This window comes from Streptacidiphilus sp. EB103A, assembly GCF_041261405.1.
Lineage (GTDB): Bacteria > Actinomycetota > Actinomycetes > Streptomycetales > Streptomycetaceae > Streptacidiphilus.
This window is the reverse complement of sequence record NZ_JBGCAQ010000013.1, coordinates 35325-50069: the sequence shown is the minus strand read 5'-3', so window position 1 is coordinate 50069 and position 14745 is coordinate 35325. Positions and strand designations below refer to the sequence as shown.

Here is a 14745-nt window from a genome sequence, read left to right as displayed (position 1 = left end):
CGCCCCTAGCGATTGCAACTGGCTCAGTTGCATCACCTCAGCGGCGCGGGGAACTGCGCGACCAGCCAGGCACACGCCGCAGCCGCAAAGCAAACCCTCAGAACGCCGCGCGGACCTCGCCAACCGGGTGGCCGCCGCCGTAGAGCGGGGCCGAGGCGATGCGGCCGAGGGCGTCCCCCGCGGCGCCTACGCCCATGCGGCGGAGCGCGGCGGCGAGGACCGGGCCGACGGCCCGGTATCCGCCGTCCTCGATCTTGAAGGCCAGCGCCCGGCCGTCGTCGAGGGCCACCGCCTGGACCGCCTCGGCGCCCATCTTGGCGATCGCCCCCGGGATGCCGCGCATCAGCCAGGTGTCGATGCGACGGGTGCCGGCCACGTACTCCGGGTGGGCCCGCATCGCGTCGGCGACCCGGCGCTCGGGGGTGCCGGGGTCGGCGAGGGCGATGGCGCGGAAGGCGCGGGCCAGCCCGGTGAGGCTGACGGCCATCAGCGGCGCACCGCAGCCGTCGGTGCCTATCGCGGTGACCCGCTCGCCGCTGAGCTGCTGCACGGTGGCCAGGGCCTGCTGCTGGACCGGGTGTTCCAGCTCCAGGTAGGAGCCGGTGTCCCAGCCGTTGGCCACACAGGTCGCCAGCATGGCGGCGTGCTTGCCGGAGCAGTCCATCAGGATCGGCTCGGGGTGGCCGCCGCAGCGGATCCAGGCCTCCGACTCGGCCGGGTCCAGCGGTAGCGAGGGCGGGGTCTGCAGCGCCTGCTCGGTGAGCCCGGCGCCGGCCAGGATCTTGCGGACGCCGTCCAGGTGAAACGATTCCCCGGAGTGGCTGGCCGCCGCCAGCGCCAGCAGCTCGCCGTCGAGGCGGAGACCGGTGTGCAGGATCGCCGCCGCCTGCATCGGCTTGTTGCTGGAGCGCGGGAAGACCGGCAGGTCGGGGACGCCCAGCGCGAACTCCACCGAGCCGTCGGCCGCCAGGACCACCAGGGAGCCGCGGTGGCGTCCCTCGGTGAAGCCCGAGCGGACCACCTCGGCGAGCACCGCCGTGTCGGGAACGGGGGGCCGCGGTATGACCGGGGTGGCCTGGGTGTTCATGGTGGTTCAGCCTCCGGAGAGCAGATCGTCGACGCGCGCTTCCCCCTCACGGTACCTGCGGGTGATCTCCGCGCTGCAACCGTCCACCGTCCGCTGCAGCCCCTGGCGGCGGCCCGAGAGCATGCGCTCATGGGCGGTGAGCCTGATACAGGCCGCCTGCAGCGCCGCGTCCGACTGCGACTCCAGGTCGGCGAGGGCCACATCGTCCATCAGTTCGTCGGCGAGGGCCTGGAACTCCTCGCTGCGCGGGGTGTTCAGGGTGAGGTGCCGGGCCGAGTTGCGGACCTGGGAGGGCAGGTCGGTGAGGATCACGGCCAGCTGCTCCAGAAGGGTGTCCGCGGCCGCGGTCCGCCCGCTGCGGCGGGTCAGCTCGGCGCGCAGGATGTCCACCCGGCCGTGCAGCAGCCGACGGAGGTAGGAGAGGTCGGCCTCGTCCTCCTGCGCCTGGCGGCGCAGCGTCCGCAGCTCCTCCAGGCCCAGACCCCCGATGCGATCCGTTTCCTGGTCGTACCTTTCGCCCACCACACTCGCCATCCCGAAATCGTCCGTCCCGCGCCGCACGCTCAGCCAGCAGGTTCAGTTCGCATGCTCCCACTCCCTACCTGCCCGGCGCAGGCGAGCTGCACCCAATCGGCCGCAACGAACCCCCTGGCGAATTCGGGTGGCTCATACGACCGGTGCATATTCCCTGCGCAACGCCCTGGCGCAGGGTGGCGATGGGGCGCGCGGACGATCCTGCAAGCCCCCCTGGTCGGAGCAGCCGGGGCCTGCCCCAGAATGGGGCCATGCGTGCTGTGGCTCAGGTCGTGACCGAGGCAAAGGTGACCGTCGACGGGGAGGTGGTGGGGTCCATCCTCGGCCCGGGGCTCTGCGTCCTGGTCGGGGTCACCCACGAGGACACCGCCGAGCAGGCGGCGCTGCTCGCCCGCAAGCTGTGGTCCCTCCGGGTGTTGGAGGGCGAGAAGTCCTGCTCCGACCTGGACGCCCCGCTGCTGGTGATCAGTCAGTTCACCCTCTACGGCGACGCCCGCAAGGGCCGCCGCCCCACCTGGAACGCCGCCGCGCCGGGGCCGGTCGCCGAGCCGCTGGTGGACGAGGTGGTGGCGCAGCTGCGGGCGCTGGGCGCGACCGTGGAGACGGGCCGGTTCGGCGCGGACATGAAGGTCGCGCTGGTGAACGACGGCCCGTTCACGGTGCTGCTGGAGTTCTGAGCCCTACCGGCACGGCAGGGGCTACTGCGGGACGACGACCTCCTGCGCGGCCGGCACCGTGCCGGCCAGCAGCGGGGCGTCCACCGGCGTGTTCCGCTTCACCAGCGCCAGCGCCACCGGGCCGAGCTCGTGGTGCCGCGCCGAGGAGGTGACGAAGCCGACCGGACGGCCTTCGGCGCCGTCCGCGGCGAGCCGCACCTCGGCGCCGTGCGGCGGCAGCACCTCCATGCTGCCGTCCAGGTGCAGGAAGACCAGCCGGCGCGGCGGACGGCCCAGGTTGTGCACCCGGGCCACCGTCTCCTGGCCCCGGTAGCAGCCCTTCTGCAGGTGCACCGCGGTCTCCAGCCAGCCCAGCTCGTGCGGGATGGTGCGGTGGTCGGTCTCGAAGCCCAGCCGCGGCCGGTGCGCCTCGATCCGCAGCGCCTCGTAGGCCCACAGCCCGGACGGCGACCCGAAGCCCGCCGTCAGCGCGGCCAGTTCGGCGCGCGGCAGGAACAGGTCGCGGCCGTAGGGCAGCTCACGGACGGCGGCGGCGCCGGCGGCCGAGGCCGTGGAGCCGGCCGGGAGGTGCACCACCGCGTAGTCGGCGGTGGCGTCGGCGACCTCGACCTGGTTGAAGAACTTCATCTTCTCCAGGTAGGCCACCAACTCGCCCTGGGTCCCCGGCTCGACGTGGATCCAGGTGGTGGCGCCGTCGTCGACCAGGTAGAGCGCATGCTCGATGTGGCCGTGCGGGGAGAGGATCAGCGCCTCGGTCGCCTGCTGCGGCGGCAGCTCGCTGACGTGCTGGGTCAGCAGCAGATGCAGCCAGCTCAGCCGGTCGGGGCCGCTGACGGTGACCACGCCGCGGTGCGACAGGTCGACGAAGCCCCGCCCGGCGACGAGCTCGCGCTGCTCGCGGGAGAGCTCGCCGTAGTGCGCGGCGACCGGAGCGTCCACGCCGTCGGCGGCGACAGCGCCGCGGAGGGTGGTCAGCAGCGGACTGGCGGGGGTGGTCTGCGTGGTCGTCACTGGTCAGCGTCCTCGGTCGGGCCGGTCTTGCGGCAGCAGTCGGCACAGCGGCCGAAGATGGCGAAGTGCTTCACGTCAGTCTCGAAACCATGGCTGGCCCTCAGTGATTCCACCAACGGCGCCGCGAGCGACACATCGGTCTCGGTGACCTTCTCGCAGTCCCGGCAGACCAGGTGCATGTGCTGGTGCCGGTCGGCCAGGTGGTAGGTGGGCGCGCCGTGGCCCAGATGGGCGTGCGAGACCAGTCCGAGCTCCTCCAGCAGGTCCAGCGTGCGGTAGACCGTGGAGATGTTGACGCCGGTCGCGGTGCGGCGGACCTCGGTGAGGACGTCGTCGGGGGTGGCGTGGCCCAGGGTGTCCACGGCCTGCAGTACGAGCTGGCGCTGCGGGGTGAGCCGGTACCCGCGCGCTCTCAGATCCGTCTGCCAGTCGATGCCGCTCACCACGTCGCCCCTCTGCCCGCCGATCTGCGGCCCACAAGCCCGCACCCCGAGTCTATGGGGGCGCGGGCGGGGAGCGAGCGGCTCGGACCTGTGGTTCAGCGGAAGAAGGCGATGCCGTCGTCCGGGAGGTCGGAGACGTCCTGGACCAGCTGCGCCGGGTTCAGCACCTTCTTGAGCTGGCCCGACATGTAGGGACGCAGCGGAACCTCGGGGGCGGACTTCTCACCCACCCACATCAGCTCGCCGTTGACCAGCCCGTACAGGCGCTTGCCGCCGCTGTACGGGGCCGCGCCCTCGATCCGGGCGACCGCGTCGGTGGCCAGCTCGATCTGCGGCTTGCCGTCGGCCAGCTCGCCGTACCAGATCTCCACGGTGCCGTCGTCGCGGACCGAGGAGAATTCCACCTCGCGGGCGCCTGCGGTGCCGTGCTGGTTGCTGGTGACCCGCCAGAAACCGGTCTCGCTCTCCAGCGGACGCAGCTTGTTGCCCTCGGCGTCCAGCACCCAGCTGCGGGAGCGGTACTCCAGGAACGCGCGGCCGTCGTGGCGGAACACGACCTCCTGGCCGAAGTTGCACTTCTCCGCGCCGGGGAAGTCGTGCACCCCGGCCCCTTCCCAGGTGCCCAGCAGGAAGGCCAACGAGACGACGTCCTGGTGCAGGCCGGACGGGACCTCGATCCTGGCGACCATGTCAGCGCTGGCCCTGGTAGAGCTTCTTCACCGAGAACACGGTGAACCAGACGACGGCGAGTGCGATGACGATCAGCAGGCCGTCGAAGAAGTACTCAAGGCTGGACACGCGCGTGCTCCTCGGGGGAGGGGAAGGGTCTCCCGCCGATTCTAGTCGCCGGACGGCGGGCACTCGCGGTGAGCCCCGCCACGCCTGGGTATCTAGGGTGGCGGTATGTCGAAGAAGCTGGTCATCAAGGTCACCGCGGGAGCGGACGCGCCGGAGCGGTGCTCGCAGGCGTTCACGGTGGCGGCGGTCGCCGTCGCGAGCGGGGTGGAGGTGTCGCTGTGGCTCACCGGGGAATCAGCGTGGTTCGCCCTGCCAGGACGGGCTGCGGAGTTCGAGCTTCCTCATGCGGCGCCGCTGCCTGAGCTGCTCGACGCGGTGCTCGCTGGGGGGCAGGTGACGCTGTGTACGCAGTGTGCCGCCCGACGCGGGATCGGGGCCGCGGATGTTTTGGAGGGGGTTCGGATTGCCGGCGCGCAGGTGTTCGTCAGTGAGGTGATGGGGGACGGGGTGCAGGCGCTGGTTTACTGACGGTCTGCTTTGGCTGAGCGCGCGCGCCTTTGATCAAGCACAGCCTCGCGCCCCTGAGGACAAAAGCGGCGAAGCCCCGCGCCGGGTTTCCGGGGCAGGGCTTCGCCGTTGGGTCGGGTGCTGGTCAGACGGCGATGGCGACCTCGGCCACAGCGCCCTGCTGGGCGGCGACCACGCGGTCGACCGTCGCGCCGGGCACCAGGGCGCGGAGCGTCCAGGTGCCGGGGGCGGCGAAGAAGCGGAACTGTCCGGTCGCGGAGGTCGGCACCTCAGCGGTGAACTCGCCGCCTTCGTCGAGCAGACGGACGTAGCCGTTGACGGGCTCGCCGTCGCGGGTCACCGAACCCTGGATGATGGTCTCGCTCGCCACGTCAACTCCTGCCAGTTCGGGGCCGCCGGCCTTCGCTCCACACATGTTTGTTCTCCTTCAGGCCTTCAGGGGGGTCAGTTGGAGCCGAGCTCGATCGGGACGCCGACGAGGCTGCCGTACTCGGTCCAGGAACCGTCGTAGTTCTTGACGTTGGTCTGGCCGAGCAGCTGGTGCAGCACGAACCAGGTGAGCGCGGAGCGCTCGCCGATGCGGCAGTAGGCGATGGTGTCCTTCGACAGGTCGACGTTCTCGTCCTCGTAGAGGGCCTTGAGCTCGTCGTCCGACTTGAAGGTGCCGTCGTCGTTGGCGTTCTTGGACCACGGGATGTTGCGGGCGGTCGGGACGTGGCCCGGACGCTGCGACTGCTCCTGCGGAAGGTGAGCGGGGGCGAGCAGGCGGCCGGAGAACTCGTCGGGCGAGCGGACGTCGACCAGGTTCTTGGCGCCGATCGCGGCGACGACGTCGTCACGGAAGGCGCGGATCGAGGCGTCCTGGGCCTGCGCCTTGTACTCGGTGGCGGCGCGCTCGGGGACCGCGGAGCCGTCGACCAGGTCGCGGGAGTCGAGCTCCCACTTCTTGCGGCCGCCGTCCAGCAGGCGGACGTCGCCGTGGCCGTACAGCTTGAAGTACCAGAACGCGTAGGAGGCGAACCAGTTGTTGTTGCCGCCGTAGAGCACGACGGTGTCGTCGTTGGCGATGCCCTTGGCGGACAGCAGGGCCTCGAAGCCGGCCTGGTCCACGAAGTCGCGGCGGACCGGGTCCTGGAGGTCCTTCTTCCAGTCGATCCGGACGGCGTTGCGGATGTGGTTCTTGTCGTACGCGGCGGTGTCCTCGTCGACCTCGACGACGACGACCTTCGGGTCGTCCAGGTGGTCCTGGACCCAGTCGGCGCTTACCAGGACGTCACTGCGGCTCATGGGGATTCTCCATCCGGGGCAGTTGCGGAAGAGCGGCGCCGCGCGGACGTGTGTCCGGAGGGGAGTCCGGATCGTGGGACAGCGCGGCAGTGGTCTGCGAGATTCATGCGGTGGGCGGGCTGGGCCGGCCCCGCGGCCTGCGAGCGAACCGTCCTGGAACGGACGAGTGGCGCCCTGTCAGCGCATTCGACAGAGGCAGGCGGCCACGCGGCACAGGTCTACCGCCCGCCGCTTCGTGAGATCCGCCTGTCGCTTCATGGCTTCGATGCTAGGGAACGGAGCGCGTGCTGTCATCGCCGTCTTGAATGCTGGGATAAAACTGTCCGTATGGCGGTATCAATGGCGACGGGGGTGGATCCGGCCGGTTGCGGACGGGGGTGCGGGGGATCCCGGGAGGGGTGTTCCGCCGATCCGCGAGACGGGCATGGACACCGCGTCTCGCAGATCGGGACGGCCTCTCTGCACGACCCTCACTTGCTGAGCGAGACGTTGGTGCCGGAGACCGTGACGTCGATGCCGTCCGGGCCCGGCTGCACCGACTCCAGCCTGAGCCCGCTGGGCAGACCGGCGAGCGCCAACTGCGGCTGGAGGAAGGACGAGACCAGGTCGGCCACGGTCGGGTCGACCCCGGTGATCCCGCTGATGTTGGTCAGGCTGATGCCGGTCCCGTTCACCACGACGATGTCGGCGGTGCCGGAGACCTGCTGCGCCCCCAGCACCGGCAGGTCGACCTTGCCGGAGACCTTCACCTTCCCCGGGCTGCCGCCGTAGGCGACGGTGACCTTGTTGGGCAGCGCGGCGGAGAGGTCCGCGTAGGAGATCCGGGCGGTCCCGGTGCCGCTGCCCGCGAAGATCCCGCTGTAGCTGCCGGTGACCTTCACGTTCCTGGCGTCGATACGGAAGTTCTGCAGGCGGATGTCGGGGCCGCCCTTGCCGTCGTTCACGGTCAGGGCGGCGGCGCTCAGCTTGATCTCGTCGAACTTCTTGGAGGCGAGCTGGGTCAGGAAGGGGAAGCCCTCGATGCTGACGCTCGGCTTCTGCGACAGGTTCCGCTGGGACTGGATCCTGCTCGCGGCCTGGCTCTCGGCGAAGTGCAGGGTGATCCGGTCGGCCGCGACGAACAGGGCGGCCAGGACGATCAGGACGATCAGCAGTCGGCGCGCGGCGCGCATGGAAGTCCTCCCTTGGACGGACATGCCTGCTCCAAATTTTCCGGGGAGCGACCCCCCGGACCCCCACGAAACCCCGAGGCGGAAAGGTTCCGCTGACGGGACCCCGCCGGTAGAAGCTGAGTGAAAGGACAGCGGTCGGGCGGCCCCTGGTTCCGCGGGCCGCCCGACCCGGATGCTCAGCACTCGCCGGTGCGTCTACCCCGCGAGCAGGTGGCCCACCAGGAAGACCGCCGGGGCCGCACAGGCCAGCGGCACGGCGACACCCGCCGTCAGGTGGACGAAGCGGGACGGGAAGTCGTACGCCGCGACCCGGCGGCCGACCAGGGCGCAGCCGGCCCCGGCCAGACCGAGCAGCACGCCCCCGCCCGCGCCGAGCCCGGTGGCGGCGCCCAGCAGGGCCCCGACCAGCAGCCCGGTCGCCGCGCCGGCCCCGAAGGACACCTTGGCGGGGAGCATCGGCAGCGCGGAGACCAGGGTGGCGAGCGCCGCGGACAGCGCGCCGACGGTCACCGTTGCACCGGTCGACCAGCCGTGGTGGGAGACCGACCCGGCAGCCAGGAAGCAGCCGGCGAGGACGGTCATGACCGTCGCCGAAGCGCTCACGGTCAGGGCGTAGAAGCGCTCGTCCGGGTTGCTCGGCCGGAAGATCTGCAGGATCAGCACCAGCAGGAAGAATCCGCCGAGAGTGCCCGCCAGCACGGCCGGCGCGGTGCCGCCGGAGGCGGCGAGCATCGCGGCGTCCGCGGTGAAACCGCCGAGCGCGGCCAGGGCGATGCCCTGCCGGGCGGGCCACATGCCGTTCAGCCGGAACCACCCGGCGGAGGTCACGGCCTGCAGCAGCAGCGTCGGGACGAGCAGAGCGGGACGGCCCAGCAGGGCGGCGAGCGTCAGCAGCACCGCGATCGCCAGGGTCGCGGCGGCGGGCTGGATGCCCGGGTCGATGATCGGCGAGCCCCTGCGGGCGGGGGCGGCCTGGGCGGCCGGCGCGGCCGGGCCCTCAGCGGTCGTGGGCCCGGTGGGCTGCGCCGCCGCGAAGGCCTCGCGCAGCGAGCCGCCCGGCTGGGCCTCCAGCGGCTGCGCCGGCGGCGGCGCGAAGTCCCCGGCCGGGCCGGTGGGCTGGGCGGCGGCGAAGGTCTCCCGGAGCGAGTTGGGCGCGCCGTAGGCGAGCGGCTGGGACTGCGGCTGGGCACCGAGGGCGTCGAAGTACTCGGGAGTCGGGGCGGGGGGCTGTGCCTGCGGCGAGTACGGGGCGGCGGCGGGACCGGCGGACGGCACGGGCGGCAGGTAGGCGGTGGCCTCGGCGTCCCCGCCGGGGGCCGGCGGCTGCCAGGCCGGAGCGCCAGGCTGTGATGCCTGCGGCTGCGGCGGGACGGGAGGGAGGAACGCAGTCGCCTCGGCGTCCGGGCCCGCCCACGACTGCGCCTGCGGCGGGGGGCCGGGCTGGTGCCGCTCCGCGAAGCCCGACTGCGGCGCCTGCGGCTGCGGTCGGACCGGCGGAAGGAACGCGGTCGCCTCGGCGTCCGGACCCGCCCACGACTGCGCCTGCGGCTGCGCTTGCGGCGGGGGGCCGGGCTGGTGCTGCTCCGCGAAGCCCGACTGCGGCGCCTGCGGCTGCGGTGGGACCGGCGGAAGGAACGCGGTCGCCTCGGCGTCCGGACCCGCCCACGACTGCGCCTGCGGCGGAGGGCCGGCTGGCTGCCACTCGGCGAAGCCGGGCTGCGGCGCCTGCGCCGGGACCGGCGGGAGGAAGGCGGTCGCCTCGGCGTCGGGGCCGGCCCAGGACTGGGCCTGCGGCGGGAAACCGTGCTCCGGCTGCGCCTGGGGCTGCCATCCGCTGGGCGGAGCGGGCGCAGCGGCCGGCGCCGCCCCGCGCTCCCACTCAGACGGCCACGCGGGCGCCCCGGCCTGGGGCTGGGACGGGGGCTGGGCCTGGGGCTGGGACGGGGCTTGGGGCTGGAAATGGCCCTGACCATAGGCCTGGCTCTGGAACTGGTTCTGGGCCTGCCCCTGGGGCTGGCTCTGCCCCTGGCTCTGGGGCTGGGGCTGGCCCTGCCCCTGGCCCTGGCCCTGCCCCTGCCCCTGGCCCTGGCCCGGAGCCTGGGACGGGAACTGAGGCTGGATCAGGTCCTGGGGCAGCGGCACCTCGGTGGTGGCGTAGCGCTCGTGGATCTGGCCGAAGCGTGAGGCCGGCGGCGGGGTCGCGTCGCCGTTGGCCGGCGGGCCCTGCGGGTAGGGCGGGAGGAGGGAGGTCTGGTCGGCCTCGGTCCACTCGGGCGACTGCGGCTGCGGCTGCTGGCCTTCGGCGGGGAAGATGGGGGAACCCGAATATCCGGACATGCTCTGCGTCACCCTCCCGCGAACGGCGGCAGGACCTCGACGGTGCCGCCCTGCGCCAGCTCGACCTCGGCGTGGTCACGGGTGCCGACCGGGTCGCCGTCCACCAGGAACGAGCACAGGCCGAGAACCTGCGCGAAGCGCGGCCGGTCGGCGTGCAGCGCACGCGCGGCCGCCAGCGCCTCGGCGAGCGTCGCCGCGCGGTACGGCTCCTCGCCCGTGCCCGCTTCGGCCTTGGCCGCCGCCCAGTAGCGGATCACCCCCTCATGTACGCCTGCTGCCTCGGCGGATGCCGGACGTGCGGTCATCTCACCCTCCTCAGTGGAACCTCGCATCGGGCCATCATGGCCTCATCCGCCCGCTCTCGTCACCGCGCGCCGGTCAGCCACTCGCCCACACGTTCGAGCAGCGCCTCGTCCGCGGCGTTCTCGGCGTGGCCGAACCCCGGCTCGATCCACAGCTGCGAGCTGCCCTTCGCGGCGGCGGCCAGATGCAGCGAGCGCGGGTGGTCCAGCGGGAAGTACGGGTCGCTGTCACCGTGCACGACCAGCAGCGGGATGCCCCGCTCGGCCAGCAGCGCGGCCGCCTCCACCGGCGGCACCGGGATCTGCGTCCACTCCTGGGGGTCGATCCTGGTCCGCAGCCCGAGCCGCCCGACCACCCGGCCCAGCGGACGCATGACGACCCAGTGCAGCCGCCGCATCGGCGCGGTGCCCCGGTAGTACCAGCGGGCCGGTGCGCTGACGGTGGCCACCGCCGCCACTCCCCCGTACAGCGCGGCATGGCGGACCACCACGGCGCCGCCCATGGAGAAGCCGACGGTGACGATCCGCCGGTAGCCCAGCGAACGCGCCCACTCGACCGCGGCCTGCAGATCCTCGACCTCCCGGTCGCCGACGGTGGAGCGCCCGCCGGACCGGCCGTGGCCGCGGAAGGAGAAAATCACCACGCCCGCATAGTGGGACAGCACCCCTGCGGCGCGTTGCAGCGCGGGGCGTTCCACCGCCCCCGAGAAACCGTGCGCGACGACCACCGCCAGGTCCCTCCCAGCGGCTGCACCGGGGCCGCCGGCAGGGCGGTGAGCTGCATGGATACGTACACCGTCGGAGGTCAGCAGAATCGCCTCGGCGGGGGCGTTCCAAGGTCGCGCATCGGTACCAGTCCTGGTCAGGCCCTTCGCGGCAGCGTCCATGTGGGCTATTCTCCTTCTCCAAGGGATCCGGGCAGAGTCGCCCCCGGGTCCTTTGTGCATTGCAGCCTTTACGCATTGCAGCTTTTTCTGCATACCGACCCTGAACGCGTGACCTGCGAGAGGCTTCCCCGGACGGAACGCACAACGCCGTGTGCCCGACCGGACCCAAGGGAGCCGCCGACCCCACCGTCCCACCCGGAAAGGGGACTAACCGGGTATGAGTTCTCTGCTGCTGCTCACCAATGCCCTGCAGCCGTCCGCCGAGGTGCTGCCCGCACTCGGCCTGCTGCTCCACAACGTACGTGTCGCCCCTGCCGAGGGCTCCGCCCTCGTGGACACCCCCAGCGCCGATGTGGTCCTGGTCGACGGCCGTCGCGACCTGCCGCACATCCGCAGTCTCTGCCAGCTCATCCGCTCCACCGGGCCCGGCGCGCCGGTGGTCCTGATCGTGACCGAGGGCGGCCTGGCCGCCGTCACCGCCGAGTGGGGCATCGACGACGTGCTGCTCGACACGGCCGGCCCGGCCGAGGTCGAGGCGCGGCTGCGGCTGGCCACCGGCCGGATGCAGGTCGTCCAGGACGACAGTCCGATGGAGATCCGCAACGGCGACCTGTCCGTGGACGAGGCCACCTACAGCGCCAAGCTCAAGGGCCGGGTGCTGGACCTGACCTTCAAGGAGTTCGAGCTCATCAAGTACCTCGCGCAGCACCCCGGCCGGGTCTTCACCCGGGCGCAGCTGCTGCAGGAGGTCTGGGGCTACGACTACTTCGGCGGCACCCGGACCGTGGACGTGCACGTCCGGCGGCTGCGGGCGAAGCTGGGCCCGGAGCACGAGCAGCTGATCGGCACCGTGCGCAACGTCGGCTACCGCTTCGTGGTGCCGGAGAAGGGCGACAAGGGGAGCATCCCCCGGCCCGAGGCCGACGCGACGTTCCCGCCCTCCGCTGCCGTCGAGCAGATCGAGGCGGACGCAGAGGTCTGAGATCCGTCCGGCCGTCGTTCACGCGGGCGTGGGGGGGGGCGGCCGGGGGGGGGGGGTGAGGGCGGGCCCCCCCCCACACCCCGGCGCGGCGGCCCCGGCGCCCCGCCCCGCCCGCAGACCCCCCCCCCCCCCGGCGGGCCCCCCCCCCGCCGGGGGGGGGTTGTGGGGGGGGGGGGCGGGGGGCGCCGGGGGGGGGGGGGGGGGGGGCGGGGGGGGCCCCCCCCCCCCCCCCCCCCACGCCCGTACGGCCGCCTGCGGAAACCCGAATGGATCTCGCAGTTCTGGACAGGTCCACCACAGATCGGTGAGGCGCGTAGACTGCCGCCGTGCCCAAGGTGACCCGCGACGACGTGGCCAGGCTGGCAGGGACCTCGACCGCGGTCGTCAGCTACGTCATCAACAATGGCCCCCGCCCGGTCGCCCCGGCGACCCGCGAACGCGTGCTCGCGGCGATAGCGCAACTCGGCTACCGCCCCAACAGCGTCGCCCAGGCGATGGCGAGCCGCCGTACCAACCTCATCGGCATGGTCGTGCCCGATGCCCGCCAGCCGTTCTTCGCGGAGCTCTCGCACGCGGTGGAACGGGTGGCCTCCGAGCGCGGCAAGATCGTGCTGATAGGGAACTCCGACTACGTCGGCGACCGTGAGATGCACTACGTCCGGGCCTTTCTGGGCATGCGCGTCTCGGGGCTGATCCTGATCAGCCAGGGGCCCTCGCAGCAGGCCGCGACCGAGTTCGCCGCCGAGGACGACTCCCGGGTGGTGCTGCTGCACCGCCGCCCGGAGAGCGCCGAGGACGTCGCCGTGGTCACCGACGACGTGGGCGGCGCCCAGCTGGCCGTCGAGCACCTGCTCGGGCACGGCCACGCCTATGTCGCCTGCTTCGGCGGCCCGGTCGCCTCGCCCGCGCCGGGCGACCCGGTGATCGACCACATCGAGGGCTGGCGCCGGGCCATGACCGCCGCGGGTGTGGCGACCGAGGGCCGGCTCATCGACGCGCCCTTCGACCGCTACGGGGCCCGCGCCGTCGCCGTCGAGCTGCTGCGCTCCCCCGACCGTCCCCCGGCGATCTTCTGCTCCACCGACGACCAGGCCATCGGCGTGGCCAGGGCGGCCCGCGAGGTCGGCGTCAGGATCCCCGAGGACCTGGCCCTGGCCGGCTTCGACGACATCCCCGAGGCCGCGTTCTGCGACCCGCCGCTGACCACCATCGCCTCGGACCGGGACGCCATGGCCAAGGCGGCGGTGGACCTGGTGCTGGACGACTCGCTGCTGGTGCCGGGTTCGGACACGCCCCGGGTCCGGCGCTTCCCCAGCAGGCTGGTGACCAGGCGCTCCTGCGGCTGCAGCTAGCCGACACTCATCTGAGGGGAGCTTGGACCTTGATTCTTTCGTGGGGCTATGAGCTTGCTCTCAGTGGGCTCTCATCTTGCGGGCGGAAATTGAAGCCATGAGCGAGACGCACCGGAATTCTGAAGGCGCCCCCGAGCCGGGCGTGTACCCCTACACCACTGGTGACGGCACGGGCGTCGACCCGACGGTGCCGCTGCCCCCCAAGCCGGAGCACGCGCCGGCGGCCCACTACGGCGAGGCGCCCATCGAGGGCACCGTCCTTCCCGGCGACACCGCGCCGCTCCCCGGTCCCGCCCTGCCCGCCCCCGCGCCGTATGCGGGCGGCAGCGGCTGGGGCGGCCACGACGGCGGCGCCCCCGGCGAGATGGCGCACCACGCGGCCGAGCCCGCTCCCAAGAAGCGCAGCCGGCTACGCCGTCCGATCGCCCTGGTGGCGGCGGTCGCGCTGGTCTCCGCGCTGGCCGGCGGCGTCGCCGGCGGCGTGATCAGCGCCGATCGCAGCAACGCGGCCAGCTACAGCACCGGCGCCGTGGTCACCTCCGACTCCAAGAGCACCAGCAACACCGCAGCGATAGCGGCCGCGGTCACGCCCAGCACCGTGCAGATCACGGTCGACTCGGGCCAGAGCGAGGACATCGGCACCGGCATCATCCTGACCTCGACCGGTCAGATCCTCACCAACTACCACGTGATCTCCGCCGCGGCGAGCGACAGCAGCGCCACCATCAAGATCACCTTCAGCAACGGCAAGACCGCCAGCGCGAGCGTCGTCGGCACCGACGCGAGCCTCGACGTCGCCGTGATCAAGGCCAGCGGCGTCAGCGGCCTCAAGGCCGCCTCGCTCGGCGACTCCAGCTCGGTCGCGATCGGCGACTCCGTGGTCGCCATCGGCAACCCGGACGGCCTCACCGGCACCGTGACCTCCGGCATCGTCAGCGCGCTGAACCGCAAGGTCACCGTGGACGTCAGCCAGAGCACCACCCAGTCCAACGGCGGCTTCGGCTTCCCGAGCTGGTCCGGTGAGCAGGGCAGCAGCGGCTCCGGCAGCAGCTCCTCCTCCGGCGCCCAGACCGCCACCTACAGCGCGATCCAGACCGACGCCTCGCTCAACCCCGGCAACTCCGGCGGCCCGCTGCTCAACAGCTCCGGGGAGGTCGTCGGGATCAACGCCTCGATGTACAGCTCGTCCTCCAGCAGCAGCTCCAGCAGCTCGGCCGGCAGCGTCGGACTCGGCTTCGCCATCCCGATCAACGCCGTGAAGGCGGTCCTGTCGCAGCTCCAGGCCGGCCACAACATCACCTCCTGACGCTCCACCGCGACACCGTGACAGAACGTCGTCCTGACGCGGGACCCACCCGTGACGGACAATCGCGGACAGATGCCATCGTGTCCGTACCTGAGGAATCCG

17 protein-coding genes are annotated in these 14745 nt (G+C 72.5%); 5 read left to right on the top strand and 12 right to left on the bottom strand.

All coding sequences use genetic code 11. The annotated features are described in order from the left end of the window. Positions 1-97: 97 nt before the first annotated feature. Both ABH941_RS21770 and ABH941_RS21765 read right to left on the bottom strand, forming a co-directional pair. On the bottom strand, positions 98-1087 hold the full coding sequence (locus tag ABH941_RS21770) for an asparaginase (protein ID WP_370131079.1): 990 nt from the start codon (positions 1085-1087) through the stop codon (positions 98-100). A gap of 6 nt (positions 1088-1093) precedes the next feature. Further along, positions 1094-1621 carry an ABC transporter substrate-binding protein gene (locus ABH941_RS21765; RefSeq protein ID WP_370131078.1) on the bottom strand — a complete coding sequence of 176 codons (528 nt, stop codon included), beginning with the start codon at positions 1619-1621 and terminating at the stop codon, positions 1094-1096. 251 nt (positions 1622-1872) lie between these two features. Between ABH941_RS21765 and dtd the strand changes: the two genes are divergently transcribed. Next, the gene (gene dtd / locus ABH941_RS21760) at positions 1873-2298 is read left to right on the top strand and encodes a D-aminoacyl-tRNA deacylase (RefSeq protein ID WP_370131077.1); all 426 of its coding nucleotides are present in this window, start codon (positions 1873-1875) and stop codon (positions 2296-2298) included. 21 nt (positions 2299-2319) lie between these two features. Here dtd and ABH941_RS21755 read toward each other — a convergent pair whose 3' ends face one another. From ABH941_RS21755 to ABH941_RS21745, 3 genes are all read right to left on the bottom strand, one after another. Continuing rightward, positions 2320-3309 carry a folate-binding protein YgfZ gene (locus ABH941_RS21755; RefSeq protein WP_370131076.1) on the bottom strand — a complete coding sequence of 330 codons (990 nt, stop codon included), beginning with the start codon at positions 3307-3309 and terminating at the stop codon, positions 2320-2322. Further along, complete coding sequence (locus ABH941_RS21750) at positions 3306-3752, bottom strand: Fur family transcriptional regulator (protein ID WP_134002058.1); 447 nt, start codon at positions 3750-3752, stop codon at positions 3306-3308. The genes ABH941_RS21755 and ABH941_RS21750 overlap by 4 nt, the downstream gene beginning before the upstream one ends. A gap of 95 nt (positions 3753-3847) precedes the next feature. Next, on the bottom strand, positions 3848-4441 hold the full coding sequence (locus ABH941_RS21745; RefSeq protein ID WP_370131074.1) for an FABP family protein: 594 nt from the start codon (positions 4439-4441) through the stop codon (positions 3848-3850). A gap of 214 nt (positions 4442-4655) precedes the next feature. On the opposite strand from ABH941_RS21745, the gene ABH941_RS21740 reads away from it, so the two are divergent. Then, positions 4656-5018, top strand: coding sequence for a DsrE family protein (locus ABH941_RS21740; RefSeq protein ID WP_370131073.1), 363 nt, complete (start codon positions 4656-4658; stop codon positions 5016-5018). 124 nt (positions 5019-5142) lie between these two features. Here ABH941_RS21740 and ABH941_RS21735 read toward each other — a convergent pair whose 3' ends face one another. The 7 genes from ABH941_RS21735 to ABH941_RS21705 all read right to left on the bottom strand — a co-directional run bounded on the left by ABH941_RS21735 (position 5143) and on the right by ABH941_RS21705 (position 11003). Then, on the bottom strand, positions 5143-5433 hold the full coding sequence (locus ABH941_RS21735; RefSeq protein WP_134002064.1) for a DUF1416 domain-containing protein: 291 nt from the start codon (positions 5431-5433) through the stop codon (positions 5143-5145). A 29-nt stretch (positions 5434-5462) separates the two neighbouring features. Then, positions 5463-6305, bottom strand: coding sequence for a sulfurtransferase (locus tag ABH941_RS21730; RefSeq protein WP_370131072.1), 843 nt, complete (start codon positions 6303-6305; stop codon positions 5463-5465). A 177-nt stretch (positions 6306-6482) separates the two neighbouring features. Beyond that, a complete protein-coding gene (locus ABH941_RS21725; RefSeq protein WP_369405619.1) occupies positions 6483-6563 on the bottom strand; it encodes an Ms5788A family Cys-rich leader peptide in 81 nt (26 codons plus the stop codon). A 212-nt stretch (positions 6564-6775) separates the two neighbouring features. After that, on the bottom strand, positions 6776-7477 hold the full coding sequence (locus ABH941_RS21720) for a DUF2993 domain-containing protein (RefSeq protein WP_370131071.1): 702 nt from the start codon (positions 7475-7477) through the stop codon (positions 6776-6778). A gap of 195 nt (positions 7478-7672) precedes the next feature. Beyond that, entirely contained in the window at positions 7673-9814 is a 2142-nt protein-coding gene (locus ABH941_RS21715) for a hypothetical protein (protein WP_370131070.1), read from the bottom strand. An 8-nt stretch (positions 9815-9822) separates the two neighbouring features. Then, positions 9823-10119, bottom strand: coding sequence for a MoaD/ThiS family protein (locus tag ABH941_RS21710; RefSeq protein WP_370131069.1), 297 nt, complete (start codon positions 10117-10119; stop codon positions 9823-9825). Positions 10120-10178: 59 nt separating this feature from the next. Further along, positions 10179-11003 (bottom strand): alpha/beta hydrolase, encoded by an 825-nt coding sequence (locus ABH941_RS21705; protein ID WP_370131068.1) that lies wholly within the window; start codon positions 11001-11003, stop codon positions 10179-10181. 217 nt (positions 11004-11220) lie between these two features. Here ABH941_RS21705 and ABH941_RS21700 point away from each other — a divergent pair, with 217 nt between their 5' ends. The 3 genes from ABH941_RS21700 to ABH941_RS21690 all read left to right on the top strand — a co-directional run bounded on the left by ABH941_RS21700 (position 11221) and on the right by ABH941_RS21690 (position 14643). Continuing rightward, a complete protein-coding gene (locus ABH941_RS21700) occupies positions 11221-11985 on the top strand; it encodes a response regulator transcription factor (RefSeq protein WP_134002074.1) in 765 nt (254 codons plus the stop codon). A gap of 326 nt (positions 11986-12311) precedes the next feature. Continuing rightward, positions 12312-13337, top strand: coding sequence for a LacI family DNA-binding transcriptional regulator (locus ABH941_RS21695; RefSeq protein WP_134002076.1), 1026 nt, complete (start codon positions 12312-12314; stop codon positions 13335-13337). A 97-nt stretch (positions 13338-13434) separates the two neighbouring features. Beyond that, positions 13435-14643: a S1C family serine protease gene (locus tag ABH941_RS21690; RefSeq protein ID WP_370131067.1), complete on the top strand. Its 1209-nt coding sequence runs from the start codon at positions 13435-13437 to the stop codon at positions 14641-14643. The last annotated feature ends 102 nt before the right edge of the window (positions 14644-14745 follow it).

Excerpts from the sequence above, each read along its gene's own strand:
- ABH941_RS21725 (WP_369405619.1), bottom strand. The coding sequence starts at position 6,563 with ATGAAGCGACAGGCGGATCTCACGAAGCGGCGGGCGGTAGACCTGTGC.
- ABH941_RS21700 (WP_134002074.1), top strand. The coding sequence starts at position 11,221 with ATGAGTTCTCTGCTGCTGCTCACCAATGCCCTGCAGCCGTCCGCCGAG.
- ABH941_RS21745 (WP_370131074.1), bottom strand. The coding sequence starts at position 4,441 with ATGGTCGCCAGGATCGAGGTCCCGTCCGGCCTGCACCAGGACGTCGTC.
- dtd (WP_370131077.1), top strand. The coding sequence starts at position 1,873 with ATGCGTGCTGTGGCTCAGGTCGTGACCGAGGCAAAGGTGACCGTCGAC.
- ABH941_RS21765 (WP_370131078.1), bottom strand. The coding sequence starts at position 1,621 with ATGGCGAGTGTGGTGGGCGAAAGGTACGACCAGGAAACGGATCGCATC.
- ABH941_RS21710 (WP_370131069.1), bottom strand. The coding sequence starts at position 10,119 with ATGACCGCACGTCCGGCATCCGCCGAGGCAGCAGGCGTACATGAGGGG.
- ABH941_RS21720 (WP_370131071.1), bottom strand. The coding sequence starts at position 7,477 with ATGCGCGCCGCGCGCCGACTGCTGATCGTCCTGATCGTCCTGGCCGCC.
- ABH941_RS21730 (WP_370131072.1), bottom strand. The coding sequence starts at position 6,305 with ATGAGCCGCAGTGACGTCCTGGTAAGCGCCGACTGGGTCCAGGACCAC.
- ABH941_RS21715 (WP_370131070.1), bottom strand. The coding sequence starts at position 9,814 with ATGTCCGGATATTCGGGTTCCCCCATCTTCCCCGCCGAAGGCCAGCAG.
- ABH941_RS21770 (WP_370131079.1), bottom strand. The coding sequence starts at position 1,087 with ATGAACACCCAGGCCACCCCGGTCATACCGCGGCCCCCCGTTCCCGAC.
- ABH941_RS21735 (WP_134002064.1), bottom strand. The coding sequence starts at position 5,433 with ATGTGTGGAGCGAAGGCCGGCGGCCCCGAACTGGCAGGAGTTGACGTG.
- ABH941_RS21705 (WP_370131068.1), bottom strand. The coding sequence starts at position 11,003 with ATGGACGCTGCCGCGAAGGGCCTGACCAGGACTGGTACCGATGCGCGA.
- ABH941_RS21690 (WP_370131067.1), top strand. The coding sequence starts at position 13,435 with ATGAGCGAGACGCACCGGAATTCTGAAGGCGCCCCCGAGCCGGGCGTG.
- ABH941_RS21740 (WP_370131073.1), top strand. The coding sequence starts at position 4,656 with ATGTCGAAGAAGCTGGTCATCAAGGTCACCGCGGGAGCGGACGCGCCG.